The organism is Bounagaea algeriensis (genome assembly GCF_054491375.1).
The window spans coordinates 3,190,141-3,215,536 of the sequence record NZ_CM137102.1; the positions used below are offsets into that span (position 1 = coordinate 3,190,141).

At 70.0% G+C, this 25,396-nt stretch carries 22 protein-coding genes, 4 tRNA genes and 1 pseudogene; 18 read left to right on the plus strand and 9 right to left on the minus strand.

The features are described from left to right. Positions 1-32: 32 nt before the first annotated feature. The 4 genes and pseudogenes from ACVGV2_RS14490 to ACVGV2_RS14505 all read right to left on the minus strand — a co-directional run. Positions 33-188 (minus strand): annotated as a pseudogene (locus ACVGV2_RS14490) (recombinase family protein); the annotation flags it as partial. A 69-nt stretch (positions 189-257) separates the two neighbouring features. Continuing rightward, the gene (locus ACVGV2_RS14495) at positions 258-686 is read right to left on the minus strand and encodes a type II toxin-antitoxin system VapC family toxin (protein WP_459162900.1); all 429 of its coding nucleotides are present in this window, start codon (positions 684-686) and stop codon (positions 258-260) included. Next, entirely contained in the window at positions 673-915 is a 243-nt protein-coding gene (locus ACVGV2_RS14500; protein ID WP_459162901.1) for a FitA-like ribbon-helix-helix domain-containing protein, read from the minus strand. Before ACVGV2_RS14500 ends, ACVGV2_RS14495 begins: the two co-directional genes overlap by 14 nt. Before the next feature lie 543 nt (positions 916-1,458). Next, positions 1,459-1,794, minus strand: coding sequence for a DUF4158 domain-containing protein (locus tag ACVGV2_RS14505; protein WP_459162902.1), 336 nt, complete (start codon positions 1,792-1,794; stop codon positions 1,459-1,461). Positions 1,795-1,985: 191 nt separating this feature from the next. Here ACVGV2_RS14505 and ACVGV2_RS14510 point away from each other — a divergent pair, with 191 nt between their 5' ends. The 6 genes from ACVGV2_RS14510 to ACVGV2_RS14535 all read left to right on the plus strand — a co-directional run bounded on the left by ACVGV2_RS14510 (position 1,986) and on the right by ACVGV2_RS14535 (position 7,236). Further along, a complete protein-coding gene (locus tag ACVGV2_RS14510; RefSeq protein WP_459162903.1) occupies positions 1,986-2,666 on the plus strand; it encodes a Pr6Pr family membrane protein in 681 nt (226 codons plus the stop codon). Positions 2,667-2,948: 282 nt separating this feature from the next. Then, a complete protein-coding gene (locus tag ACVGV2_RS14515; protein WP_459162904.1) occupies positions 2,949-3,803 on the plus strand; it encodes a helix-turn-helix transcriptional regulator in 855 nt (284 codons plus the stop codon). Between the two features lie 9 nt (positions 3,804-3,812). Continuing rightward, entirely contained in the window at positions 3,813-4,928 is a 1,116-nt protein-coding gene (locus ACVGV2_RS14520; protein ID WP_459162905.1) for a WD40/YVTN/BNR-like repeat-containing protein, read from the plus strand. After that, on the plus strand, positions 4,925-5,224 hold the full coding sequence (locus ACVGV2_RS14525; RefSeq protein WP_459162906.1) for a MoaD/ThiS family protein: 300 nt from the start codon (positions 4,925-4,927) through the stop codon (positions 5,222-5,224). Before ACVGV2_RS14520 ends, ACVGV2_RS14525 begins: the two co-directional genes overlap by 4 nt. Positions 5,225-5,328: 104 nt before the next feature. Next, positions 5,329-6,114 carry an SAM-dependent methyltransferase gene (locus ACVGV2_RS14530; protein ID WP_459162907.1) on the plus strand — a complete coding sequence of 262 codons (786 nt, stop codon included), beginning with the start codon at positions 5,329-5,331 and terminating at the stop codon, positions 6,112-6,114. A gap of 243 nt (positions 6,115-6,357) precedes the next feature. Then, positions 6,358-7,236, plus strand: a complete 879-nt coding sequence (locus ACVGV2_RS14535) for an Rv0361 family membrane protein (RefSeq protein ID WP_459162908.1) — start codon at positions 6,358-6,360, stop codon at positions 7,234-7,236. Between the two features lie 142 nt (positions 7,237-7,378). Here the strand turns inward: ACVGV2_RS14535 and ACVGV2_RS14540 are convergent, their stop codons facing one another. The 3 genes from ACVGV2_RS14540 to ACVGV2_RS14550 form a co-directional block, all read right to left on the minus strand. Next, positions 7,379-8,512, minus strand: coding sequence for a methyltransferase (locus tag ACVGV2_RS14540; RefSeq protein ID WP_459162909.1), 1,134 nt, complete (start codon positions 8,510-8,512; stop codon positions 7,379-7,381). A 257-nt stretch (positions 8,513-8,769) separates the two neighbouring features. Then, positions 8,770-8,841 (minus strand) — tRNA-Val (locus ACVGV2_RS14545). A 77-nt stretch (positions 8,842-8,918) separates the two neighbouring features. Continuing rightward, complete coding sequence (locus ACVGV2_RS14550) at positions 8,919-9,308, minus strand: TIGR02611 family protein (RefSeq protein WP_459165999.1); 390 nt, start codon at positions 9,306-9,308, stop codon at positions 8,919-8,921. A 1,015-nt stretch (positions 9,309-10,323) separates the two neighbouring features. Here ACVGV2_RS14550 and ACVGV2_RS14555 point away from each other — a divergent pair. The 4 genes from ACVGV2_RS14555 to ACVGV2_RS14570 all read left to right on the plus strand — a co-directional run bounded on the left by ACVGV2_RS14555 (position 10,324) and on the right by ACVGV2_RS14570 (position 11,173). Continuing rightward, positions 10,324-10,749, plus strand: coding sequence for an SsgA family sporulation/cell division regulator (locus ACVGV2_RS14555; RefSeq protein WP_459156617.1), 426 nt, complete (start codon positions 10,324-10,326; stop codon positions 10,747-10,749). 169 nt (positions 10,750-10,918) lie between these two features. Beyond that, positions 10,919-10,990 (plus strand) — tRNA-Gly (locus ACVGV2_RS14560). A gap of 38 nt (positions 10,991-11,028) precedes the next feature. Then, positions 11,029-11,100: transfer RNA gene (locus tag ACVGV2_RS14565), tRNA-Cys, on the plus strand. 1 nt (position 11,101) lies between these two features. After that, positions 11,102-11,173 (plus strand) — tRNA-Val (locus ACVGV2_RS14570). 114 nt (positions 11,174-11,287) lie between these two features. Here ACVGV2_RS14570 and ACVGV2_RS14575 read toward each other — a convergent pair. Next, complete coding sequence (locus tag ACVGV2_RS14575) at positions 11,288-12,259, minus strand: TIGR03557 family F420-dependent LLM class oxidoreductase (RefSeq protein WP_459162910.1); 972 nt, start codon at positions 12,257-12,259, stop codon at positions 11,288-11,290. Positions 12,260-12,537: 278 nt separating this feature from the next. On the opposite strand from ACVGV2_RS14575, the gene ACVGV2_RS14580 reads away from it, so the two are divergent. From ACVGV2_RS14580 to ACVGV2_RS14610, 7 genes are all read left to right on the plus strand, one after another. Further along, a complete protein-coding gene (locus tag ACVGV2_RS14580; protein WP_459162911.1) occupies positions 12,538-13,359 on the plus strand; it encodes an arylamine N-acetyltransferase family protein in 822 nt (273 codons plus the stop codon). 168 nt (positions 13,360-13,527) lie between these two features. Continuing rightward, a complete protein-coding gene (locus ACVGV2_RS14585) occupies positions 13,528-14,550 on the plus strand; it encodes a LacI family DNA-binding transcriptional regulator (RefSeq protein WP_459162912.1) in 1,023 nt (340 codons plus the stop codon). Between the two features lie 644 nt (positions 14,551-15,194). After that, on the plus strand, positions 15,195-16,370 hold the full coding sequence (rhaI, locus tag ACVGV2_RS14590) for an L-rhamnose isomerase (protein WP_459166000.1): 1,176 nt from the start codon (positions 15,195-15,197) through the stop codon (positions 16,368-16,370). 123 nt (positions 16,371-16,493) lie between these two features. After that, the gene (locus tag ACVGV2_RS14595; protein WP_459162913.1) at positions 16,494-18,539 is read left to right on the plus strand and encodes a bifunctional aldolase/short-chain dehydrogenase; all 2,046 of its coding nucleotides are present in this window, start codon (positions 16,494-16,496) and stop codon (positions 18,537-18,539) included. A gap of 11 nt (positions 18,540-18,550) precedes the next feature. After that, positions 18,551-19,975 carry a rhamnulokinase gene (locus ACVGV2_RS14600; RefSeq protein ID WP_459162914.1) on the plus strand — a complete coding sequence of 475 codons (1,425 nt, stop codon included), beginning with the start codon at positions 18,551-18,553 and terminating at the stop codon, positions 19,973-19,975. 405 nt (positions 19,976-20,380) lie between these two features. Beyond that, a complete protein-coding gene (locus ACVGV2_RS14605; protein ID WP_459162915.1) occupies positions 20,381-20,977 on the plus strand; it encodes a hypothetical protein in 597 nt (198 codons plus the stop codon). A gap of 265 nt (positions 20,978-21,242) precedes the next feature. Further along, positions 21,243-22,670: a selenium-binding protein SBP56-related protein gene (locus ACVGV2_RS14610; protein WP_459162916.1), complete on the plus strand. Its 1,428-nt coding sequence runs from the start codon at positions 21,243-21,245 to the stop codon at positions 22,668-22,670. A 324-nt stretch (positions 22,671-22,994) separates the two neighbouring features. Here ACVGV2_RS14610 and ACVGV2_RS14615 read toward each other — a convergent pair whose 3' ends face one another. Then, complete coding sequence (locus ACVGV2_RS14615; protein WP_459162917.1) at positions 22,995-24,017, minus strand: LacI family DNA-binding transcriptional regulator; 1,023 nt, start codon at positions 24,015-24,017, stop codon at positions 22,995-22,997. A 179-nt stretch (positions 24,018-24,196) separates the two neighbouring features. Between ACVGV2_RS14615 and ACVGV2_RS14620 the strand changes: the two genes are divergently transcribed. Next, a complete protein-coding gene (locus tag ACVGV2_RS14620) occupies positions 24,197-25,378 on the plus strand; it encodes a Gfo/Idh/MocA family protein (RefSeq protein ID WP_459162918.1) in 1,182 nt (393 codons plus the stop codon). The last annotated feature ends 18 nt before the right edge of the window (positions 25,379-25,396 follow it).

Genomic DNA, 25,396 nt, shown 5'->3' on the forward strand with positions numbered 1-25,396 from the left:
AGCGGCTGAGCCGCTGAACGACCGGCGAGTCAGGCCAGGATGTTGAAGAACATTTTGCCCATCGGGTCGGCGGGGTCGTAGACCTGCCCGCCGAGGGAGAGCTTGATGCCACGCTCGGCCAGCGCGTCGCCGATAGCGCGGGCGTCCGGCATCGATCGGGCCAGCCGGTCGAGCTTGGGGACCGCGAGCCGACAAGTGAGATTTTCACCGGACCAGGTATGTGAGACGCCGCAGGCCACGGGCCGTGGAACACCGCCTCAGTGGCTGTCCGGTGGGGGTTGGTCCGGTGCTGGTTCAACGGTGCAAGGCAGGGCCGGAGCGTTGGCCAAGCGCTGGTCGGTCGTGAGCAGAGACAGTTTCAGCCGAGCGGCAAGTGCGACATAGAGTGCGTCGTAAAAGGTGAGGTTCTCGCGCAGTCGCCAGGCGGCATCGGCGAGCGGGCCGTGTGGGTAGCGATCGCGGATGAGGGCGTGCGCCACGTGTAGCAGTCCATGTGCTTGTGTCGCGCTGATATCGCCGCGGCGCACCTGCTTGCGCAGCACGCTGCCGACTTCCGCGTCGAGGAGATGGGGCGCATGGCAGATGGTGTCGTCTAGACGCGCCCGGAGGGCGACGGCGGCATCGCTCTTGCTGGTCAGGGCCTCGATCAGCGTGGAGGCATCGAGCACGCGATCAGTCGTCGCCACGGAGTTCTCGCAGGTCGTTGATGATCTGGTCGTGCGTGGCACCCGGGGTGTTTTCCGAGGCAAGAATGGTTTCCACCGACTGCCACAGGTCAGCGGGGGTAGGTCGGTTGGCCACCTCGATCACCTGGTCGCGCATGTAGGTCTGGATCGACACGCCCGCCGCGCGTGCACGCTTGCGGATCGTCTCGTAGGCCTCTTCCGGGATTTCTCGGATCTGGATCGTCGCCATAGCGCTACAGTAGCGCAACAGCGCTGTCGGGTAAACTGCAAAGACCGATCAACAGCCTGTGTCCGTTGCCGATCCACATCCGGATGGCGTCTTCCCACGAGTCCGAGCTTTTGCCGTCCGCGCGGATGCCGCGTTCGACCTCGAGCGAGGCGGTCCAACCTTGCAGGTCAGGGCACGAACTTCGTGTTCGTGCACCTTGCCGCGCCATTCATCAGCCCAGCGCAAACGACGCTGCTGCGCGTGACGTTCGGCCTCGTGCCCATCCTGATCTTCGCCCGATCTGACCGGGATCACCGCCATCGCGCACGACCCGGTCGCGTTGATCCTGGCCGCCGCCGTCATCACCCAAACACCGTCCCGCTCCACCACGCTGCAAGAGCACAACGAGCAGCCACAACACCCGGACCGCCAAACCTCATCGGCATAAACGGGCGGATCTCTCGGGGATCCTTACCGTACATACGCAAGCCGGATTCGCTTACGGACGTGTCTGGCCGAGGTCGAGACGGCTGTTCATGTTCAGTTCGAATTCGCCGTGCATGGCTACGTGGCCCAGATCAACGGGATGAGGCCGCGGTAGTCCTCGCTGCTGAGCAGGCGCGCCCATGCGTCCTCGGCGAGCACGTCCTGGAGCATGCGGGTGTTCACGTAAAACCCCAGATCAGCAACCGAAAGCTGCAGCTGCTTGGCCACGAACTCCACCGCCGCCGGCGGCAGCTCACTGCGCCCACGGGGAAACCGACCACGGGCAGCGAAGAACTTCAGCAACAGCGCGAAGCCCAGCTTCGCCGCGCCGCGCTTGCCCGCCACCCGGTCCAGATCGTCACCGATCAGCGTCCAGTGCTCGACCAGCTCGTCCTGATCCAACTCCCGCGCCATGCGCGAACGCTACCGATCACCCGAACCGAAACGAATGGCGGCTGGCGACACGTTCCTCCGGCATCCCGAGTTCCGCGGTTGCTCAGTTCTGCGGCGCGCTGCCGCGCACATCACACACCGCACCGGAATCCGGGACCTTTCGCCTCGGTTACGGTTGGACTGTTTGTGCGTCCTGATCTCGGGGGTGGGGTGTGCGCGGCAGTTTGCTCGCCGGCTTCTATCGCGTCGTGGTCGCGTTGCTCGCCGTCGCCGGCGTGGTGCTCAACGTCCACGAGCACGGCGCGGGTGATTCCCTCGTGTTCTTCACCGTGCAGAGCAACGTCCTGCTGGCCGCGGCGTTCGCGTGGTCGGCCGGGGGCTCGTTCGGGCGGGGCGCGCCGCTGCCGGGCTGGCTCAAGAGCGCGGCCACCCTGTACATCGTCATCACCGGACTGGTGTACAACTTCGTGCTGGCCGAGGCGCCGGCGGACACGTTGGAGGGCGGCGATGCCGCCCCGACCGCGGCGATGGAACTGTCGACCTGGCTGCTGCACACCGCCGTGCCCGTGCTGGCGGTGCTCGACTGGCTGCTCTTCGACGAGCACCGCCGCTTGCGCTGGCGCCACGGGTTGTACTGGCTGGCCTATCCGGTCTGCTACTTCGTGTTCGCCCTCGCGCGCGGCGCGCTCATCGACGCCGAGCTGCGCTACCCCTACCCGTTCATCAACGTCGACATGCTCGGCCCGGCCGGGGTGGCGCAGAACGTGGTCCTCTACGGCGCGGCGTTCTGGCTGCTGGGACTGCTGTTCGTGACGCTCGACCGGTTCCTGCCGCGCAACGCGGGAAAACGCCGGACCGAGGAACCCGCCGTGCCCGTCGGCACCGGTTCGTAGGGCCGCGCGGCACCGAGCAGACCGCCCTCGGCCAGCGCGCCGCGCTCGACAAGGCCACCCTCCCCCGCTGCTGGTGCGCGTGGAACGCCGAGGACGGGCCCGAACGCCGAACAGCACACGCGGTCCCGGTCCCCGGCCCGGCGGAGGTACCGGCGCACGAGCTCAGGCGGTCGTCGGTGGGCAGCGCTACGGTCGGCGCACGACGAACGCACCCGTGCGCCGACGCACCCTCCACCACCGCACTTCCCCCACCCCGCGCATCCCCCACCGCGGAGCAACGCCATGCCCGATACCGCAACCGCGTCCGACTCCATCACCGCAGCGGCGCGCTTCATCACAACCCACGCGGCAGAGCCCCTCCGCCTCGGCGACGTCGCCGACCACGTCGGCTACAGCCCCTACCACCTGGCCCGCACGTTCGAACGCGCCATCGGGCAACCACCCGGCCGCTTCCTCGCCGCGCACCGCTTCCAACGCGCCAAAGCGCTGCTGCTCGCCGGCGACGACCGCGTGCTCGACGTGTGCCTGGCCGTCGGCTTCGACTCCCCGGGAACCTTCACCAGCCGCTTCGCCCGCGCCGTCGGCATGAGCCCCACCGCGTTCCGCCGCCTGCCCGACGTGCTCACCGAGAATCCGCACGAGCCGATGCACCGGCCCGGCGGGGCACGCCGCGGCGCCACCGTCACCGGCACGGTGGCGCTGAGCGCGGCCGCGCTGGCCCAGCTGCCCGGTGCCGCGATCTACGTCGGCCTGTTCGGCCAACGCAGCCCCAGCGGCGTGCCCGTGACCGGGTCACTGCTCGACCGCCCGGGAACATTCACCTTCACCGGAGTCCCCGCCGGGCAGTACTGGCTGCTCGGCACGGCACTGCCCGCCGTGGCCGACCCGCGGGCGCACCTCGCACCCGCGCAGCAGGCCGTCGGGCAGTGCCCGCACCCGGTCCGCGTGCGGGCGCAGCAGGTCAGCACCGGCCACGCGATCGCGCTCGACATCGCCCCCGAGTGGACGTCACCCGTGCTGGTGGCACTGCCGCCGCTGGCCGCGCGAACACCGCAAAATCGAAGAAGACCGGCCGCTGCGGCGCGCCATACGGTGATGGCGCTCGCCGAGTCCGGCGGGACCGCGCACGATGCTTGAGGAGAAGGCATGACACAGGTCCGGGTTCTCGTCGGTACGCGGAAGGGCGCGTTCGTGCTGCGCTCCGACGGTGATCGCAATTCCTGGTCGGTCGACGGCCCCTACTTCGCCGGTTGGGAGGTCTACCACCTGGCCGGCTCCCCCGCCGATCCGGACCGGCTGTACGCAGCGCCGTCGATGGGCTGGTTCGGCCAGTTGATCCAGCGCTCCGACGACGGCGGCACGACGTGGGAGCCGGTCGGCAACCACTTCTCCTACGCCAGCGAACCGGGCACGCACCAGTGGTTCGACGGCACCCAGCGCCCGTGGGAGTTCACCCGGGTGTGGCACCTGGAACCGCTCAGCAGCGACCCGGACACGGTCTACGCGGGGGTGGAGGACGCGGCCCTGTTCCGCACCACCGACGGTGGCCGAAGCTGGCAGGAACTGCCCGGGCTGCGCGAGCACGGCACCGCGCCCGACTGGCACCCGGGGGCCGGCGGCATGTGCCTGCACACCATCATCCCCGCCCCGGACGATCCCGAGCGCATGTACACCGCCATCTCGGCGGCCGGGGCCTTCCGCACCACCGACGGCGGCACGAGCTGGCAGCCGATCAACCGCGGGCTGCACACCGACGGCATCCCCGACCCGCAGGCCGAGGTGGGCCACTGCGTGCACCGCATCGCGATGCACCCGCGGCGGCCGCAGGTGCTGTACATGCAGAAGCACTGGGACGTGATGCGCAGCACCGACGGCGGGGACTCCTGGCACGAGATCAGCGGGGACCTGCCCAGCGACTTCGGCTTCCCGATCGCGGTGCACCCGCACGAGGAGGACACGGTCTACGTCGTGCCGATCACCAGCGACTCGCTGCACTACCCGCCGGAGGGCCGGTTGCGCGTGTACCGCAGCCGCACCGGCGGCGGCGAGTGGGAACCGCTGACGAAGGGGCTGCCGCAGCGGAACTGCTACGTCAACGTGCTGCGCAACGCGATGGCCGTGGACACGCTGGACGTTCCGGGGGTGTACTTCGGCACCACCGGTGGTCAGGTCTACTCCTCCGCCGACGAGGGCGACAGCTGGACACCGGTGGTCCACGACCTGCCCGCGGTGCTCTCGGTGGAGGTGCAGACGGTCTCATGATCCGCGTCAGCCTGCCCGCGCACCTGCGCACGCTCGCCAAGGTCGACGAGCACGAGGTCGCACTCGACGTCGACGGGAACGCGACCCAGCGGTCCGTGCTGGACGCGCTGGAAGCCCGCTACCCCATGCTGCGGGGGACCATCCGCGACCAGGACACGTACCGGCGCCGCGCGTACGTCCGGTTCTACGCCTGCCAGCAGGACCTGTCGCACGAGTCCCCGGACGATCCGCTGCCCACCGAGGTCGCCGCCGGCAGGGAGCCGTTCCTCATCATCGGCGCCATGGCCGGCGGGTGAGGCTCCGGATCCCGCTGGTCGCCGGCGAACGCAGGACAGGAGCCCCCCGCCCGTGCGAGACTCCCCGACGGAAAAGTTGATCACACCCCTGGGGAGGGCTCCCGATGGTTTCCTGCATTCCGTCCGATGAGATCGACACGAGCGTGCCGCACTCAGCACGCGTGTGGAACTACTGGCTGGGCGGCAAGGACAACTACGAGGTCGACCGCGAACTCGGCGATGTCATCCACCGCGACTACCCGAGCATCAGCGCGATGGCGCGCGGCGGTCGGGATTTCCTCGTCCACGCCGTGGAACGCCTGACCGACCTCGGCGTGCGGCAGTTCCTCGACATCGGCACCGGTCTGCCCACCGCGAACAACACCCACGAGGTGGCCCACCGCAGCGCCCCGGGATGCCGCGTGGTCTACGTCGACAACGACCCCCTCGTGCTCGCGCACGCCCGTGCGCTCCTGCGCTCCGCACCGGACGAGGAAACCCGCTACGTGCACGCGGACCTGCACGACGCTCAGCAGGTCCTCGACCGCGCCGGTGAGACGCTCGACCTGAACCAGCCGATCGCAGTGCTGCTCATGGGCATCCTCGGGCACATCGAGGACACGGAGGAGGCCAAGAAGGTCGTCGACGCGCTGCTCGCCCCGCTGCCCGCGGGCAGCTACCTGGCGCTCTACGACGGCAGCAGCCTCGACGAAGGCGTGGTCGAGGCGGAACGCCGCTACAACGAGAGCGCGCCGGTGCCCTACCACCTCCGCACCCCCGAACAACTCGACCTCCTGTTCGAAGGCCTGGAGTACGTTCCGCCGGGCCTCGTTCGCTGCGCGGAGTGGTGCGGAACCGCGGAGCAGGAACCGGCGGCGATCATGGGTGCGGTGGCGCGCAAATCGGCGTAGCAGGCGAAAACCGGCGTTCGAATCGCCGGAATTTTCGGAACTCGCACAACGCGGGCGGAGCGACACACGGTCCTCACCTGCGCGGTCTTCGACGAGGTCCACCGTTTCCGCTAGTCTCGGGTCCGACACTCGCCGCAATCGGGCTCGCGGGACATCGGATCAGCAGACCGAATTCATCCGCTCGGGCCCGACCGGAAACGCACCCGAACACCGCGCGGAGCAATTCCGCGCACGGAAGGCCGTATGACGACTCCACCGAACGACTCCGGGGACCGGACTCCGGAGGAGAACGAGGAAAGCACCGCGCCCGCGGCGGGCGCGGCCGGTTCGGAGCCAGAATCCGACCCGCAGGGCGCGAACGCCGCGGACGAGTCCGGCCAGACTGCGCCGGATTCCGGATCGGCCGAGGAGAGCACGCGGTTCCTCTCCGCCACCGATCCCGCGCAGTCGGCCGACGGCGAGGAGCAGGCCGACGGGGCCGCCTCAGCCGACGGGGCCGCATCGTCCTCCGCCGACGGCGGCGAGCAGGCGGACGAGACGATGCGGATGCAGCAGCCCGCGCCGCCGGAGCCGTCCGCTGAGCAGCCCTCCGGTGAACAGCAACCGCAGCAGCCGCTGTCGCCGCAGCAGCAGGTGTGGCAGCAGCTGCCGCAACAGGCCGGACCGTCCGGACAGCGGGGCAAACGGCGCAGTCGCAAGAAGATCGGCATTCTCGTCGGTTCGATCGCGGCCGCGGTGATCGTCCTCGGCGGCGGCGCGACGGCCGCGTACTTCTTCCTCTTCGGCAGTTCCGCCGAAGCGGCGGCCCAGCGCTACGTGGATCTGACCGCGCAGGAAACGCAAGAACCGCGCAGCGTCAACGCCGATGATTACCGCGCCGTGGTCTGCGACAAGGCGATGCCGCAGATCGAACAGATCCAGCAGCAGAAGGAGCAGTACCTCAAGCAGGCCAACCCGCAGCAGCTGGAACAGGTCAAGCAGGTGCAAACCGAGTTGGAAGGCGTTCAGCAGAACGGCGACAAGGGAACGGCGAAGATCAAGACGACCGTTCCCGGCCAGCAACCGCAGTCCTCGGAGCTCAACCTCATCAAGGAGAACGGCGACTGGAAGCTCTGCGCCTGAGGCCGCTGCCACTGGCACCGCCGGTGCGCGAAGTGGTGCGCGCACCGCTTCGCGCACCGGCGATCCTCGTCCAACCCGCGCACGCCGACCGAGTCGACGCGGAAAGACCGAAAGCCGCTGCCCCGCCCGCGAGCGGCACTGATCACTGCGGACCGAGCCGCCACAGCGAGACGGTCTCGCCCGCGCGCGCCTCGTGCAGCGGATCGTCCTCATCGGACGCGCGGGGATGCCGCGGCTGGCCGTCGCACCGGTCCAGAACGTCCACACCGGACTCGTCGAACAGCTGCAACAACCGTTCGCGCGTGCGCAAACCCAACCGCTCGGCCAGGTCGGAGAGGACCAACCAGCCCTCACCACCGGGAGCGAGCCGCTCGCGCAGGCCCCCGAGGAAACCGCGCAGCATGGCGCTGCCCGGATCGTAAACCCCCTGCTCCAGCTGCGAAGTCGGCTTGGCGGGAACCCACGGCGGATTGCACACCACCAGCGACGCGGTGCCCACCGCCGGGAAGAGGTCGGCGCCGACCACGTCCACCCGATCACCGATCCCCAAGCGCGCCAGGTTGTCCCGGGCGCAGTCCAGCGCCGCGCCGCTCGAATCGGTCGCGGTCACCGGTGCCATGCCGCGGCGGGCCAGCACCGCGGCGAGCACACCGGTACCCGTGCCGATGTCCCACGCCGCACGACCCTGCGGCAGCGGCGCTCGGGCGACGAGATCCACGTACTCGCTGCGCGTGGGAGCGAAAACACCGTAGTGCGGGTGGATGCGCTCCCCGCCCAGCGCCGGCAGCGCCACACCTTTCCTGCGCCATTCGTGCGCACCGATCATTCCGAGCAGGTCGCGCAGCGGCAACGCGCAGGGCTCGCCGGTGTCCAGGCCGGCTTCGGCGCACGCGGCGGAGACCTCGGGGGCGCGCCGCAGCGGCACCGCCCCGCCGGGCTTGAGGGGCACCAGCAGCAGCGACAGCACGCGGGCCCGCTGCGCCTGCCGCTGGCGGTGCTGGTGGAACGCGGTGGCCGGGTCGGCGGAGTAGCTGCGGCGCTTCCGGTCGACGCGCCGCCGCATCGCACCGAGGAGTTGCCGCGCGTTGTGGAAGTCGCCCTGCCAGAGGATCCCGGTGCCCTCGCTGGCCATGCGGTGGGCAACGGGGGCCGGCAACCGGTCGTCGCCGATGACGACGCGCTTCGGCGCGGGGAAACCGCCGGCGCAGCTCCACCGGGCGGTGTGCTCCGCCCCCGCGGCGTCGGTCCACGCCACCACCTGCGCGGCGCCCGTCATCGCAACTCCAATCGGCGGTGCGCCAACGGCTGATCGACGAAGCGGATCGACGCGTCTTCGGCACCCGACCGGCATGCGAACACAGCGCTCCGCTTCCGCTGCACGAATTTTCGTAACGGAGATTCCCGCTGCTCAGCGGGATCGCACGTTTGGTCAACCGCCGCTGCCGACCGCGCAGCTGCCCCACCCCTGCCCGAACACGCGGAAAGGGCCTGGCCCCGCCCCTCATCGAGGCGTTGACCAGGCCCTTCGCTGGGTGGGCGATGCTGGGTTCGAACCAGCGACCTCTTCGGTGTGAACGAAGCGCTCTCCCGCTGAGCTAATCGCCCTCGTCTGCCGTGCGGCAGTTCGATTTGGCGTCGCCGCCTCTTTCGTCGGCGACACGGGAAACTCTACACGGCCGATCTCAGACCCCGAAGAGGGGGGAGGACAACCACGTCCAGTGCAGACCGAACCACGCCCCGACCAGTTGAAACGCACCCATGACCCAGAGCGTGGCCAGCACGACGGCGCCGGTGCTCGCGGCGACGCCGAGCTTCACGACGGTGTGCTGCCGCCCGAGCCAGCGCACCCAGCGGTGGTACTGCCGCCCGGCGAAGGCGCTGACGCGGTGCGCCGTGGCGAACTCCGTGGCCAGGATACCGAGTCCGGCGAACACGATGAGCCAGCCCGGCCCCGGGTACGGGATCAGCACGAATCCGCACAGCAGCACGGCGGTGCCGAGAATGCCGACGAAGAAGCGGTAGCTCCCGTTCAGGGCGGGCCTGCGGCGGATGCGTTCCCGATGCGCACGCAGGCGCTCCCGCGCCGCCCGCGCGCCATCGCGCGCCGGACCAGCGCCCTCTCCCGTCGCAACGCCTTCCGCCGGATCGTCCTCGTGGCGGTTGCCCGGCTCGTTCAGCACGTCCTCCTCGTCGGTCGGCACTGGGACGTTCGGATGACGCCAGCGTAGTGTGGAAGTGGCGGCTCGACCACGACCGAGGCGCGCCAGACGCCGGGGTCCAGGTGCCGGGGGCCAGGCGCGGGGATCCAGACGCGGGACTTCAGGGACCGGAGCTTCAAGCACCGGGGCGCCAAGCGGCCAAGCGCCGGGATCCAAGCATCGGGGCGCCAAGCACCGGACTCCAAGCACCGGGGTTCCGGGCGCGGCGGAGACCGTCACCGGAAGCCGCCGAGGCGGCGTTCAATCCTCCGTTCACCCCCCGCAACCGTCAGGACGGACGGGATTCGATTCTCGTCACATTGTGACCTCGGCCTCAGCTCCGGGCCGGACGGCAGGCCCCGGTGACTCCGGAGCGAAGCGAGACATTAACCCGTTCTGATGAAATTCCGTGGTCAGCATCTCAGGCACGTGCGCATTCGGCAGCGTGCCCTGGTGACAAGACCCCTATCCTGGACGTAGCGTTCGGCGAGTCGATGACGTGCGGCATCAGTACGCGATCGACCGTCGGTCGGCGCCCACGGCGGGGTGCGCACAGCGTGACCGTCGATGCCGTGACACCGGAAGAGCCTTCACCGAAGGTTGCGGTTCCGGGTCGCGCGCTCGACGGTTCGCGGGAACTCCACCGCGGGCGGAGCCGGATGCGCCTCTGGGGGCCGTACGGCACTGCGTACCCACCGGCATCCAGCACAGCAGAACAACGCGTGCCACCGCCCCGATGAACCACGGTCGAGTCGGTGGATCGGCAACCACGTTCCTGCCCCGTTCGGGTGATCTCTGTCGTTTTGGCGAGTGTGCGGGCGGGACACGGCGTCACAACTGTGAAGCTTGGGCCGCGAATCGGCCGAGCGGTAGCAGGAAGGGGAGGACAATGCGCAACGATCACGTGACCCTGCGCTCCACGGCAGTTTTCGATCTGCTCGCACCGCAAGCGCCCGCGGTGCCCGTGCAGGTGGAGCTGCGCTACGACACCCGCGATCCGTACGCCGTCGTCGCGGCGTTCCGGACCGGACGTGCCGGCTGGGTGGAATGGGTCTTCGCGCGTGACCTGTTGGCGGACGGATTGATCGCGAACGCGGGCGAGGGCGACGTCATGATCCGCCCGGCGGCGGACGACCCCGAGGTCGTCGTCGTGGAACTGAGCTCGCCCTCCGGACACGCGATGTTCGAGGCCTCGGCGCAGGAGCTCGCGGACTTCTTGGACCGCACCTACGACGTCGTGGTCCCCGGCAACGAGAACCAGTGGGTCGACGTCGACGAGGCGCTCACCCGCATGCTCCCGCACGACCTGGGCTGACCTCGGAAGACCCGGACCGCGGACACCGCACCGCGGGGATGCTCGACAGCGGAACCGACCCCCCTTTGATCACCGTTAATGCCGTGTTCTAAGGTATTTCGTGCGAGCGGTGCACGGCCGCGGTCGGTTCACCCGGGGATTTCCCCGCGAGTCGCGTGTCGCGAGCTAGGCGGATGTAGCGCAGCGGTAGCGCATCAGCTTGCCAAGCTGAGGGTCGCGGGTTCGAATCCCGTCATCCGCTCTGCGGTTTCGACCTTGTCACGCTGTGCCGTGACTTTCGGCGGAGTGGCCGAGTGGCTGAGGCAAGGGCCTGCAAAGCCCTGTACACGGGTTCGATTCCCGTCTCCGCCTCGCGCGATTAGCTCAGCGGGAGAGCGCTACCTTGACACGGTAGAGGTCGCTGGTTCGATCCCAGCATCGCGCACGCACGAAGTCCCTTGATCGCACCACGGGTTCGATCAAGGGATTTTTCGTGCCTCGGCGCGGCGCTGACTCCGCTCGGCTGCCGAAACCACCGGCGCTCCGCGGTCGGAAGAACTCACCCGGCGGCCTTGTGCAGGGCCGGCAGCAACTCCTCCTCGGCGAACGCGAAGAACTCGTCCTGCGTTTCGTCCCCGCCGATCTGCACCAGTGCGAGATCGGTGTAGCCGGCCTCCCAGAACGCGGAGGCGGCCTGCACGATCGGCTGCACCTCCGGCCCGCACGGAATCGCGGCGGCCACGTCCTCCGCACGCACGAACTGCGTCGCACCGGCGAACGCGGCCGGTCCGGGCAGTTCGGCGTTGACCTTCCAACCGCCGGCGAACCACCGGAACTGCTCGTGGGCGCGGCGCACGGCGGCGTCGCGGTCGCGGCCGTACGACACGGGCAGCTGCCCGATCTTGCGGCGCCCACCGCCGGCCGCGTCCCAACCGCGGCACAGCTCGGACCGCGGCTCGGTCGAGATCATCGCCTCGGAGACCGGTGCGAACCGCTGGACCGACTGCTCGCCGGAGACGGCCACACCGATCGGGACCTGCTGGTCCGGCAGGTCCCACAGCTTCGCCGAGTCCACGCGGTAGTGCTGGCCGGTGAAGTCGACGTACCCGCCGCCGAAGAGCTCCCGGATGATCCCGACGGCCTCGGAGAGCATCTCGTGGCGCACGTTCACCGGCGGCCAGCCCTGCCCGATCACGTGCTCGTTGAGGTTCTCCCCCGCTCCGAGACCGAGCGTGAAGCGATCGCCCGACAACAACCCGATCGTCGCCGCCTTCTGCGCCACGACCGCCGGGTGGTAACGCATGGTCGGGCACGTCACGTAGGTCATGAGCTCCATCCTCCCGGTCGCCTGCGCGACCGCGCCCAGCACGCTCCACGCGTACGGGGAGTGCGCCTGGGGCACCAGCCACGGCGAGAAGTGGTCGCTCAGCGCGGAGAAGTCGAAACCGGCGCGTTCGGCCAGCGGCGCGTGGCGCACCAGCTCGCGCGGGCCGGACTGCTCGGTCATCAACGTGTAGCCGAAACGCGGCATCGCTCACCTCTGCGCAGAGCCATCGGGATCGTCGCCGTGCCGTGCCACCGCCGCTCGCCGCGGAGCGGCACTTGCCGATGGCTACCCGCTGGACCGGGCGCCGACACGCACCGTCCCCGCCGGCGTGCGGATCGCTGCGCTGGCGGAGCGGTACTCCTCCGGCGGGTCGGCGCGTCTTCGGCAGCTCCGACCGGTGCGGGAATGCCCTCGGACCGCGCGACGTTGCGCACACCGGGTGCGCCCACCAGCGCCGACCGGAACGAGCGGAGAAAGCAGCGATGGAGACCGTGTGGAGCGGCGACGCGCTCGACCTCGCCGCCTACGTGCAGCGAGTCGGACATGCGGGTCCGCTCGAGCCGAACGCCGCGACGCTGTGCGCCCTGGCCAGCGCGCACGTCGCCGCGGTGCCGTTCGAGAACCTCGATGCCGTGCTCGGCCGCGAGATCTCCCTGGATCCGGAGGCGGTGCAGCGCAAGCTGGTGCACCAGCAGCGCGGTGGCTACTGCTACGAGCACGTCGTGCTCTTCGCCGCCGTGCTGGAGCGGCTCGGGTACTCCTTCACCGCCCACTCCGCCCGCGTGCGGCTGGGCTCGGACCGCTGCACCCCCGCCACGCACGCACTGCTCGCGGTCGATGCGGGCCCGCAGCGGTGGCTGGTCGACGTGGGTTTCGGAGCCGGCATGCTGGCACCGATCCCGCTGCGCGACGGCGAGCAGTCCCAGCAGGGCGAGTGGACGTTCCGGGTGCACTGCGAGCACGACGGCACCTGGGTGCTGCAGCGAGCCCGCCCCGACGGCTGGTTCGACCTGCACGCGTTCCCGGAACTTCCGCAGTTCCCGGTGGACTTCCGCGTCGGCAACCACTACATCGCCACGCACCCGCGGTCGCCGTTCTCGCAGCGACCGATGCTGCAGCGCGTGCACGAGGACCGGTTTCGCACCCTGTTCGGCACGACGCTGCACGTCGAACATCCGGACGGCACCTCGCAGGACGCGGCCCTCGAGGCCGCCGAGGTGCCGCAGGTGGCCGAACGCGACTTCGGCGTGCGGCTGGACGACGAGGATGCGCACGCGCTCGCCGCACTGCTGCGCGCGAGCTGAGCGCCCCGCCCGCGGCGTTCCTCGCGACGCGTTGCCGCGAGTCCTGCTGACCGGTGTCGCCGGAGCCCCGTTCGTGCCACCGCGCAACGCGACACCCCGGGCGCAGCTGGTGATTGAATCGTTATACCCTGGACTGAGGAGGGGTTTCCGGTCAGCAGTGGAGGACGGGTGTCGACGAGCGGCGAGGGCAATCGGACCGTCAGCATCAAGGACGTGGCGCGAAGCGCCGAGGTCTCGATCGCGACCGTGTCCAACGCCCTCAACCGCCCCGAACTGCTCTCCGCCCCCACCCGCTCCCGGGTGATGTCCGCGATCGACGAACTCGGCTACGTGCGCAGCGAGTCCGCCCGCCAACTGCGCGCCGGGCAGAGCCGGATCCTCGGGCTGCTCGTGCTGGACATGCGCAACCCGTTCTTCGTCGGCCTGGCGCACGGCGCCGAACGGGCCGCTCGGGCCGAAGGCCTCGGCATGATGCTCTGCGACAGCGCGCAGGATTCCGCCGCCGAGGAGCTGTACCTGTCGCTGTTCGCCGAACAGCGCGTGCGGGGTGTGCTCGTCACCCCCACCGACGTCTCCGCCGGCCACCTGGACCCGCTGCGGCGGCACGGGATCCCCTACGTCTACGTGGACCGGGTCGCGAACGAGGACGAGGCCTGCTCCACCTCGGTCGACGACGTCGCCGGTGGTGAACTCGCGGTCGGCCACCTCCTCGAGCAGGGTCACGAGCACATCGCCCACATCTCCGGTCCGATGACGCTGGCCCAGTGCCGCGACCGCCGACAGGGCGGGTGGCAGGCCTGCGACGCCGCGGGCGCGGACCGACGAGCGCTCGCACTGCTGGAAACCACCAGTCTCGACGTGGACGCCGGACGGGACGCCGGGGCGCGGCTGCTGGGGCTGCGTCCGCGTCCGACGGCGGTGTTCTGCGCCAACGACCTGCTCGCGCTGGGCGTGCTGCAGGCCATGGTCGCGGCCGGGGTGCGCGTGCCGGACGAGATGTCCATCGCCGGCTACGACGACATCGACTTCGCCTCGGCCGCCGCCGTCCCGCTGACCTCGGTGCGCCAGCCCGCCTTCCGCATGGGTGAGACCGCCACCGAACTGCTGCTCCGCGAGGACACCGGGCACGAGCACCGCCACGTGGTGTACCAGCCGGAGCTGGTCGTCCGCGAGTCCACGCTCCGCCGCTGACCGCCGCGGGACACCGGCACTCCCAGCGCTCACCCGTTCGTGACCCCCACCGACGCGCCGGAGCCCTGGGGACAACCCGCACCCCTGTGGACAACGTGTGCTCCACCCGTGTGGGGAGAACTCCCAATTTTCATGAAAATTGTGCTCTCTGGAAGGAGTCCAGAGTAGGCGGTGGTTCCGCATCAGCACCGCGGGTTCCGCTGGCAGCAACCGAGAGCGGACCTTGCCCGTTCAACGCTGCGCCTGCGCGTCCAGCCGAGTGAACCGTTTTCGGGCGGGTTCTTGTGTTGCCGCAACACCGCCCTTATCGTTCTTTAAACGATTTAAGCTCCTCGGGCGTCCAGGGCTCGAACTCAGGCGCCGGTGAACAGGAGGACCGATGGGACTCCGAGCGGGACGCAAACCCACGACGGGCCGGCGGGCGGCGATCGCCGTGGCCATCCTGCACCGGCACGGAGACCCCGACATCTCCCCGCACACCCCGCGCCAGCGGGTGAAACGGATCGTGCAGGAGCGTGCTTCGCGGCCGGAGGAAACTGCTCCTCCCGAACCCCAACCCGCCGGTGTCGCGGACGGCGAGCGAAACATCCTTGCTCACACGATCAGTGATGACCAGTCGTGATCAGCGAAAAGGAAGCAGAATGATGAGCAACCCGCCCCGCTTCGCCGACATCACCGGCACGCTCGAGCGGCTGTCGATCGAGCTGCCCAGCTGGGCGTTCGGCAACGCGGGCACCCGGTTCAAGGTGTTCAGCACCCTCGGCACCCCGCGCAGTACCGAGGAGAAGATCGCCGACGCGGCGAAGGTGCACGAACTGACCGGCTCGGCCCCGCGGGTGGCGCTGCACATCCCGTGGGACGAGGTGCACGACTTCGACGCGCTGCGCACCTGCGCCGAAGACCTCGGTGTGCAGCTGGGCACGGTCAACTCCAACACGTTCCAGGACGAGAGCTACAAGTTCGGCAGCCTCACCCACTCCGACCCGGCCGTGCGGCGCAAGGCGATCGAGCACCACTTCCGGTGCATCGACATCATGCACACCACCGGCTCGACCGACCTGAAGATCTGGCTCGCGGACGGAACCAACTACCCCGGCCAGGACTCGATGCGCGCCCGCCAGGACCGGCTGGCCGAATCGCTGGCCGAGATCTACGCGCGGCTCGGTTCCGAGCAGCGGCTGGTGCTGGAGTACAAGTTCTTCGAACCGGCCTTCTACCACACCGACGTGCCCGACTGGGGAACATCGTTCGCGCAGGTCAGCGCGCTCGGTGAGCAGGCTTTCACGTGCCTGGACACCGGCCACCACGCCCCCGGAACCAATATCGAGTTCATCGTCATGCAGCTGCTGCGGCTGGGCAAGCTCGGCTCGTTCGACTTCAACTCCCGGTTCTACGCCGATGACGACCTCATCGTCGGTGCCGCCGACCCGTTCCAGCTGTTCCGCATCCTGCACGAGGTCATCGCAGGTGGTGGTCTCGACGACGACTCGCCGGTGCGCTTCATGCTCGACCAGTGCCACAACATCGAGGACAAGATCCCCGGCCAGATCCGCTCGGTGCTCAACGTCCAGGAGATGACCGCCCGCGCACTGCTGGTCGACCGCCACGCGCTGGCCGAAGCGCAGCAGCGGCACGACGTGCTCGGAGCCAACGAGGTGCTCATGGACGCGTTCCACACCGACGTCCGCCCGGCGCTGGCCGAGTGGCGATCCTCGCGCGGTCTGCCGGCCGAGCCGATGCGCACCTACGCCGAATCCGGTCACCAGCAGCACCTCGCCGCCACGCGCGTCGGCGGGGTACAAGCCGGCTGGGGTGCGTGAGCAGGAGCGGAACGGCGAAGAACCGATTTCGAGAACGACGGGCGGGGAAACCGCTCCGGCTTGTGCGCTCCCCTGCGCACCACTGCACGTGAAGCACACCCGAGCCTCGAGGGAAAGGACGGAATGACCTCCGACGCCGACCGCATCAAGCGGGAACTGATCAGCAGGAGCAACCGCCTCGGCTCCGAGCCGAAGAACACCAACTACGCCGGCGGCAACACCTCGGCCAAGGGCACCGACACCGACCCCGTCACCGGCGGCCCCGTCGACCTGCTGTGGGTCAAGGGCTCCGGTGGGGACCTGGGCACGCTGACCGAAGGAGGCCTGGCCGTGCTGCGGCTGGACCGGCTGCGCGCCCTGTCCGAGGTCTACCCCGGCGTCGACCGCGAGGACGAGATGGTGGCCGCGTTCGACCACGCCACGCACGGCAAGGGCGGCGCGGCCCCGTCCATCGACACCGCCATGCACGGGCTCGTCGAGGCCGCGCACGTGGACCACCTGCATCCGGACAGCGGCATCGCCATCGCCACCGCCGCGGACGGACCCGAGCTGACCCGCCAGATCTTCGGCGAGAAGGTGGTCTGGATCCCGTGGCGCCGCCCCGGTTGGCAGCTCGGCGAGGACATCGCCGCGATCAAGCGGCGGAACCCGCAGGCGGTCGGCACGATCCTCGGCGGGCACGGCATCACCGCCTGGGGCGCGACCAGTGAGGAGTGCGAGCGCAACTCGCGGTGGATCATCGACACCGCGGCCGAGCACATCGCCCGCCGCGGCGAGCCCGAACCGCTCGGCCCGGTGCTCGACGGCTGCGAACCGCTGCCGGAGCACGAGCGCCGCGCGAAGGCCGCCGCGCTCGCACCGCTGCTGCGCGGCCTGGTCAGCACCGACAAGCGCCAGGTCGGCCACTTCACCGACAGCGCGGAGGTGCTCGACTTCCTGTCCCGCAGCGAGCACCCGCGACTGGCCGCGCTCGGCACCAGCTGCCCCGACCACTTCCTGCGCACCAAGGTCCGCCCGCTGGTGCTGGACCTGCCGGCCACGGCCGCGGTCGAGGAGTGCACCGCGCGGCTGCAGGAGTTGCACGAGCAGTACCGGGCCGAGTACACCGCCTACTACGAGCGCTACGCCGAGCCCGACTCGCCGCCGATGCGGGGTGCCGACCCGGCGATCGTGCTGATCCCCGGCGTGGGAATGTTCAGCTACGGCGGGGACGCGCAGACCGCCCGCGTGGCCGGCGAGTTCTACGTCAACGCGATCAACGCGATGCGCGGTGCGGAGGCGCTGTCGAGCTACTCCCCCATCGAGGAGCGGGAGAAGTTCCGCATCGAGTACTGGGCGCTGGAGGAGGCCAAGCTCCGGCGCCGCCCAGCGCCGAAGCCGCTGGCCGCGCGCATCGCCCTGGTCACCGGGGCCGCTTCCGGCATCGGCAAGGCGACCGCCGAGCGGTTGGCCCGCGAGGGCGCCACCGTCGTGGTGGCCGATCTGGACCTGGAGCGGGCGCGCGAGGCGGCCGCGGAACTCGGTTCCACCGACGTGGCCGTGGGCGTGCAGGCAGACGTCACCGACGAGGAGCAGGCGGCCGCTGCGGTGCGCCGGGCGGTGCTGGCCTTCGGCGGGCTCGACCTGGTGGTGAACAACGCGGGCATGTCCTTGTCCAAACCGCTGCTGGAGACCACCGAGGCCGACTGGGACCGGCAGCACGACGTGATGGCCAAGGGCTCGTTCCTCGTCAGCCGCGAATCCGCGCGGGTGATGATGCAACAGGGCATGGGCGGTGACCTCGTCTACGTCGTGTCGAAGAACGGCGTGTTCGCCGGCACCAACAACATCGCCTACTCCGCCACGAAGGCCGACCAGGCGCACCAGGTGCGGCTGCTGGCGGCGGAGCTCGGCGAGCACGGCATCCGCGTCAACGGCGTCAACCCGGACGGCGTGGTGCGCGGCAGCGGCATCTTCGCCGGCGGATGGGGTGCGCAGCGCGCCGCCGCCCACGGAGTGGCCGAGGAGGAGCTCGGCGCCTTCTACGCGCAGCGCACGCTGCTCAAACGGGAAGTCCTGCCGGAAAACGTGGCAGCCGCCGTGTTCGCCCTCAGCGGCGGGGACCTCAGCCACACCACGGGTCTGCACGTCCCGGTCGACGCCGGGGTGCCCGCCGCGTTCCTGCGTTGAGAGGAGGTTCCATGGGCGAGGCCGTGGCCGCGGTGGATCTCGGCGCCACCAGCGGACGGGTCATGCTCGGTCACGTCGGATCGGAGGAGCTGCGGCTGGAACCCGTCGCCCGGTTCGACAACCGGCCGGTGCGCACCCGCGACGGGTTGCAGTGGAACGTCCTGGAGCTGTACCGGGACGTGTGCTCCGGACTGGCCCGGGCGGCGTCGCAGGTACCGCTGGCCAGCATCGGCATCGACTCGTGGGCGGTGGACTACGCCCTGCTGCGGGGCGGGCGGATGCTGGCCACTCCGCAGCACTACCGCGACGAGCGCAACACCGCGGCGGCCGCGGCCGTGCACCGCCAGATCGACCCGGCCGAGCTGTACCGGATCAACGGGCTGCAACACCTGCCGTTCAACACGGTCTTCCAGCTCGCCGCCGACCGGGAATCCGACCTGCTGGAGGCGGCCGACGGGTTGTTGCTGCTGCCCGACCTGTTCGGCTACTGGCTCACAGGCGAACAGGTCGCCGAACGCACGAACGCGTCGACGACGGGGCTGCTCGACGCCACGACCGGTGAGTGGGCCGAACCACTGCTGCAGCGGCTCGGTTTCGACGTCAGGATGCTGCCGCGGCTGGTCGACGCGGGCGAACACCTCGGCCCGTTGACCGGGGAAGTGGCCGAACAACTGGGCGCAGCACGGGTTCCGGTCACCGCGGTGGGCTCGCACGACACCGCGTCGGCGGTGGTGGCGGTGCCGGCCGAGCACGAGTCCTTCGCCTACATCTCCTGCGGCACGTGGTCGCTGGTGGGAGTGGAGGTGGACAGCCCGGTGCTGTCCGAACAGGGCCGGGCGGCCGACTTCACCAACGAACGCGGCGTCGACGACCGCATCCGGTACCTGCACAACGTCATGGGCCTGTGGCTGCTGAGCGAGTCGGTCGAGACGTGGCGGGCGGGCGACCCGTCGGTGTCGTTGGCGGAGCTGCTGGCCGAAGCCGAGGCGGTGCCCGACGATCAGGTCGGTGTGTTCGACCCGAACGAAGCCCGGTTCCTGCCGCCGGGGGACGTGCCGTCGCGCATCGCCGCGTGGTTCGGCGAGCACGACCGCCCGGTTCCGCGCAGCCGCGGGGAATTCGTCCGGTCGATCCTGGAGAGTCTCGCCACCGCGTACGCCGAGTCGCTCGACACCGTCGAACGCCTCACCGGACGCGATGTGTCCACAGTGCACTTGGTGGGCGGGGGCGCGCGGAACGCGCTGCTGTGCCAGCTCACCGCCGACCGCACGGGACGCGAGGTGGTCGCCGGTCCGGTGGAGGCCACGGCACTCGGCAACGTGCTGGTGCAGGCACGTGCCGCCGGGATGCTGACCGGCAGCCTGGAGGCGTTGCGCGCGCACGTGCGCCGCGTGGTCGACCTGCAGCACTACACACCGCGCTGCAGCGGGCGGTGACCCGCAGCCGGTGCCCGCTCCTCCGGCGCAGGTGCGGGCGCCAGCCGCATCGGCGGTGCTCCAGGCAAGGTGGTGCCACGCGATCAGCGGCTCCGCCGCAGCTCCGGAACCAGCGTCGTCCACGACCACAGACGGTACGTGCCGCCCGCTTGCCGGGCACAGCTTGCATCGTGACGCCGATTCCTCCCGAATTCACCGTATTGGCGGTACCGACGTGACTCCTGCTTCCGCGAGGCTGACGCGCCGAGCTGGGGTTGATCATGAACTGGACGACGTGGGGGAAGCATGCCGGACGACGACCCGCCGATCCGTACCGACAAGTTCGGCCGCAAGTATCCACTCCGCGGCGGAAACGGCGGTGGAAAAGGAGGCGGTACAGCTACGACCATTGCAGCCGGTACTGCATTGGCCATCTGGCTCGCCAATGCCGGCACCGGCGGTATCGGTGGGTCGATCGGCGGTACGGCCGGGTCTTCGGCGATGTCCACGGCCGAATCGACGGTCATGCGGCAGATGGGCAAGAACCTCACCAAGGCGCAGAGGACGGCCAAGCGGGGCAACCCGAAGAAAGCGTGGCGGGAGCTCGGCCTGCGCCGCGGCCGCAAGGAACAACGCGTGAACCGCAGCTCCGCGGAGTGCGCGGTCCTCTCGTACGGTGAGGTCCAGCAGTTCCTCGGCGAGAACGGGTGCCGCGGGCTCAACCGTTGGCAGGCACCGCTGTCCTACGAGGACGGTTCGATATCGGTGCTCGTCTCGCGCGTGCGGTTGCGGTCCACTCGGGACGCCGGCGAGTTCAAGCGCCTCATCGACCGGCACGGCACCGGCGACGTCCGACCGGTGCTGCCGGAACCGCACTTCACCGGTCACCACTACGACTCCCGGCGCGCCGGAAGGACCGTGTTCGTCGCCGAAACGGAACCGACCGCACCAGGCGTACCCGATGAGCTCCTGGACACCACGGCCGAAACGGCCATCGCGCTCAGCCACGCCGTGCGGCGCTGATCCTGCGCGAGCGGTCCGAGCAGTGCGGACTACGACGGCTGCCTCACCGGCTCCGCGTCCGTCGTTCGCAGCAACCAGCGTGCGACGTTCCGCACGGCGCCGCCGGAACGATCAGCACTGCGTCCGGCGCAACGCATGGTGGTGCCCAGGGCTGGGCGAGAACAGCGAAACGCAGGCGAGCTGTCTCAGCATGTGCACCAGGTCTCGACAACGGCGCAACCGTGGGACGCTGAGGGTGTCATCCCCGTTGGCCGAGGAGGGATCGATGGACCATCCCGCCAGCATTGACCCGACGTTCTACCGCAGCGCCGCCGAAGCGATGGCGGCGCCGAGCGAAACCCTCGCCTACGTGGTCGGTTTCGACCGCGCCGCGCAGCAGCCGGACGCGCTGTTCGTGATCGACACCGACCCGTCCTCCGCGTCTTGCGGTCGCGTCGTCGGCCGCTCGGAGTTGCCGACGAGCGGGGGCGAACTGCACCACTTCGGGTGGAACGCGTGCAGCAGCGCTTTTGCCCACGCCGGACATCACTCGGACGGACTACAGCGGCGGTACTTGTTGGCGCCCGGGCTGCGTTCCTCCGACATCCACGTCTTCGACACCCACCCCGATCCGCGGCAACCCCGGTTGTGCCGCACCATCCCGGCAGCCGACCTGGCATCGAAAGCCGGCTACTCCCGCCCGCACACCCTCCACTGCGGACCGGACGGCATCCTGCTGTCGTGCCTCGGCGCGGCCGACGGCTCCGAGGGTCCGGCCGGAATCGCCGTGCTCGACCACGACACGTTCGACGTGCTGCGGGCGTGGGAAACGGACCGCGGGCCGCAGTACATGGCCTACGACGCGTGGTGGCACCTGAACAGGAACACGCTGATCAGCAGCGAGTGGGGAACCCCCTCCATGGTCGAGGACGGCGTCGTTCCCGAACAGCTGCTCGGCCACGAGTACGGTCACGCGCTGCACTTCTGGAACCTCGCCGACCGACGCCACGAACAGCGCGTCGACCTGGGCGAACAGCACCAGATGGTGCTCGAACTGCGCCCCGCGCACGACCCGGACGCGACGTGGGGGTTCGCCGGTGTCGTGGTCAGCACCGAGGACCTCTCGGCATCGGTGTGGCGCTGGTACCACGACGGCACGCAGTGGCGCGCCGAGAAGGCGATCACGATCCCGGCCGAGCCCGCCGACGTCGATGCCCTGCCGCCCGTGCTGCGCCCCTTCGGGGCGGTGCCACCGCTGGTGACGGACATCAACCTCTCGGTCGACGACCGATTCCTGTACGTGTCCTGCTGGGGCACGGGTGAGCTCAAGCAGTTCGACGTCACCGATCCGGCGCATCCGCGCGAGACGGGGTCGGTCCGGCTCGGCGGCATCGTGGACCGCACTGCTCACCCGGCTGCGCCGTCCGAGCCGCTGTCGGGCGGGTCGCAGATGGTGGAGGTCAGCCGTGACGGGCGGCGGATCTACTTGACGAACTCGCTGTACGGGGCGTGGGACGACCAGTTCTACCCGGACGGTGTGGGTGCTTGGATGGCCAAGATCGATACGGACCCGGACGCCGGCGGTGGTCTCACCCCCGATCGGAGGTTCTTCCTGCGCGGTTCGGACTTCGGCGGGCTGCGAGTGCACCAAGTCCGACTCGAGGGCGGGGACGCCTCCTCCGACTCGTACTGCTACAGCAAAGAACCCTCCTGATTAACTGGACTCGTTCCAGAGAACACAATTTTCATGAAAATTGTGAGTTGTCCCCACACGAACAGAGCACAAAGCATCCCCACGTGATCGGGTGAAGAGACAGGAGGATCGCGCTGCACATGACGAGTCCGCTCGCTGGTGCAGCACCCGCGAGCAGCACCCGCGAGCTGCGCCAGCGGACTCACAGCTCGACGCACGCCTGATCCTCATGTCGAACACGTCACCCCCGAAGAGCGTTTGTGCATTTCGCGCGAAATGTACAAACCCCTGGTGACGCGGTAGTGCGGTGGCGCGCGGCGTGCTGATCACAACCCCGGCCGGGTGTCACTCGTGCGTGCCAGCTCTCGCGGGACGACCGCAGCTGGCCCGCGGGACCAGGCGTGCGGGTGTGACGATCTCCTCCGCAGGAGCGGATCCTTCGGCGCGCAGCACGGCCCGCTGCACGGCCGTGCGCGCCAGTGCCGCGGTGTCCTGGCTGACCGAGGTGAGCTGCACCGTCCGCAGCGCGGCCGCGGCGGTGTTGTCGTATCCGACGACGGAAACATCACCGGGCACGGCGATTCCGCCGGCGCGCAGGGTGAGCACCAGTCCGATGGCGATCATGTCGTTGTGCGCGAGGAGCGCGTCCGGCAGCGCGGCCGTGCCGTCGACGTAGCGCGCGGCGATGTCGACTCCGCACTCCTCGGTCGGGGCCCCGTCGAGCACGCGGACCGCACCGCCGAGGCCGTGCCCGGTCATCGCCGCGCAGTAGGCCTCGCGGCGGGTGCCGCTCATGGCGCTGGTGCCGCCGTCGACGTAGGTCACCGACCGGTGGCCGAGGCGGACGAGGTGGTCGACGGCGTCGGTGACGCCCTGCCGGTCGTCCGAACGCACGGAGTCGACGCCGGACGCCGACGCGTCGGAGCCGATCGCCACCACGGCGGCCTGCTCGCCCGCGGCGGCCAACTGCTGCTCGTCGAGTTCGGGGCTGATGAGCACGAGCGTGCGGCACTGCTCGCGCAGCAGGTCGTCGACGGCGCGCCGCCCTGACCGCTCGGCGGTGGTGACGCTGAGCACGAGGTCGTAGCCGAGTTCGTCGGCGGCGCGGTAGAGCTCGTCGAGCACGTCGACGTGGAAGGTCTGCCCGGCCGCGAACGTGACCCCGAGCAGATGCGGGTCGCGCTGCCGCAGGTGCCGGGCGCGCTGGTCGGGGCGGTACCCGAGGTGGTGCGCGACGTCGAGGACGTGGGCCCGGGTCCGCTCGGAGACCCCGGATTCCCCGCGCAGCGCCACGGATGCGGTGGACACGGCGGTTCCCGCGGCTCGCGCCACGTCGGTGATCGTCGCCTTGGTGTTCCTGCTCGGCACGTGACCCCTCATCCCAAATATGTCTTGACATGCGGACCAGAACATCCCTAGTGTTCCGAATCACCGGAAACCGGAACGTTTCGGCCCAGTGCACAGCTTCCCACACCAGTCGGGAACCCGATCCCGACGCACCGCGGACACCGCTCGCCCGCAGCGCGACTCCCAGGGAGGACCGCCCCATGACACAGCCACCCCTGTCCGTCGCCGTCATCGGCGCCGGCATGGCCGGACGCAGCCACGCCGCCGGATACCGCCAGGCCAACACCGTCTTCGGCGAAGGACTGCCACCCGTCCGGCTCGCCGCGATCGCCGATGCCGACACCGCCCTGGCCCAGGACGCCGCCCGCCGGTACGGCTTCGAGAAGTCCGTGCCGAGCTGGGAAGAGATCATCGAGGACCCGTCGATCGACGCAGTGAGCATCGTCGTCGGCAACGCGCTGCACCGCCCGATCGCCGAAGCGGCCATCCGATCCGGCAAGCACGTGCTGTGCGAGAAGCCGCTCGCCGGAGCGATGGACGACGCCGAAGCCATGGTGGCCGCCGAGGAAACCGCGGACGTGGTCACCGCCGTCGGCTACACCTTCCGCCGCTCCCCCGCGATCACCGCCATCCGCGATCACGTGCGCGACGGCGAGCTCGGTGAGACGACCCTGCTGCAGGGACGCTACTGGGCCGACTACGCCACCGACCCGAACGGCCCGCTGACCTGGCGCTACACCGGCGAACCCGGCAGCGGCGCCCTCGGCGACGTCGGCGCGCACCTCATCGACGCGGCCGAGTACGTCTGCGGGCCGATCAGCGCCGTCTCCGGTGGGGTGCTCACCACGCAGGTCCCGCAGCGCCCGCTGCCGCTGGGCAACGTGGTCGGGCACAACTCCGCCCCCGTGAGCTCGGAGACCGGCCCGGTGGAGAACGAGGACACGGCGGTGTTCACCGCGCACTTCCGCAACGGGATGAGCGGTTCGCTGTCGGTCTCGCGCACCGCCTTCGGCATGCCCAACGGACTCGCCTTCGACGTGTGCGGCCGCTCCGGCCGCGCGGCGTTCGACTGGCACCGCCCCGCCGAGTACACCTTCGACGATCCCCAACCGGCCTCGCGCACCCGCGGCGCGCGCCAGGTCATCGCCGGTCCGCAGTTGCCCTACTTCGCCGGCGGCTATCCGATGGAAGCGCCCGGCGTCGGCGGCGGCAACGCCGAGCTGTTCGTCTACCAGACCCGCGCGTTCCTCGACGCGGTGGCGGGCGCGCCCGATCCGCTGCCGGCGTGCGCGTCGTTCGCCGAAGCCCGGCACACCATGCGCGTCATCCGCGCCGTCGTCGAATCCGCGCAGCGCAGCGGTGCCGCCGTCGACATCGCCTGATTTCCCGCCCGTCCCGGT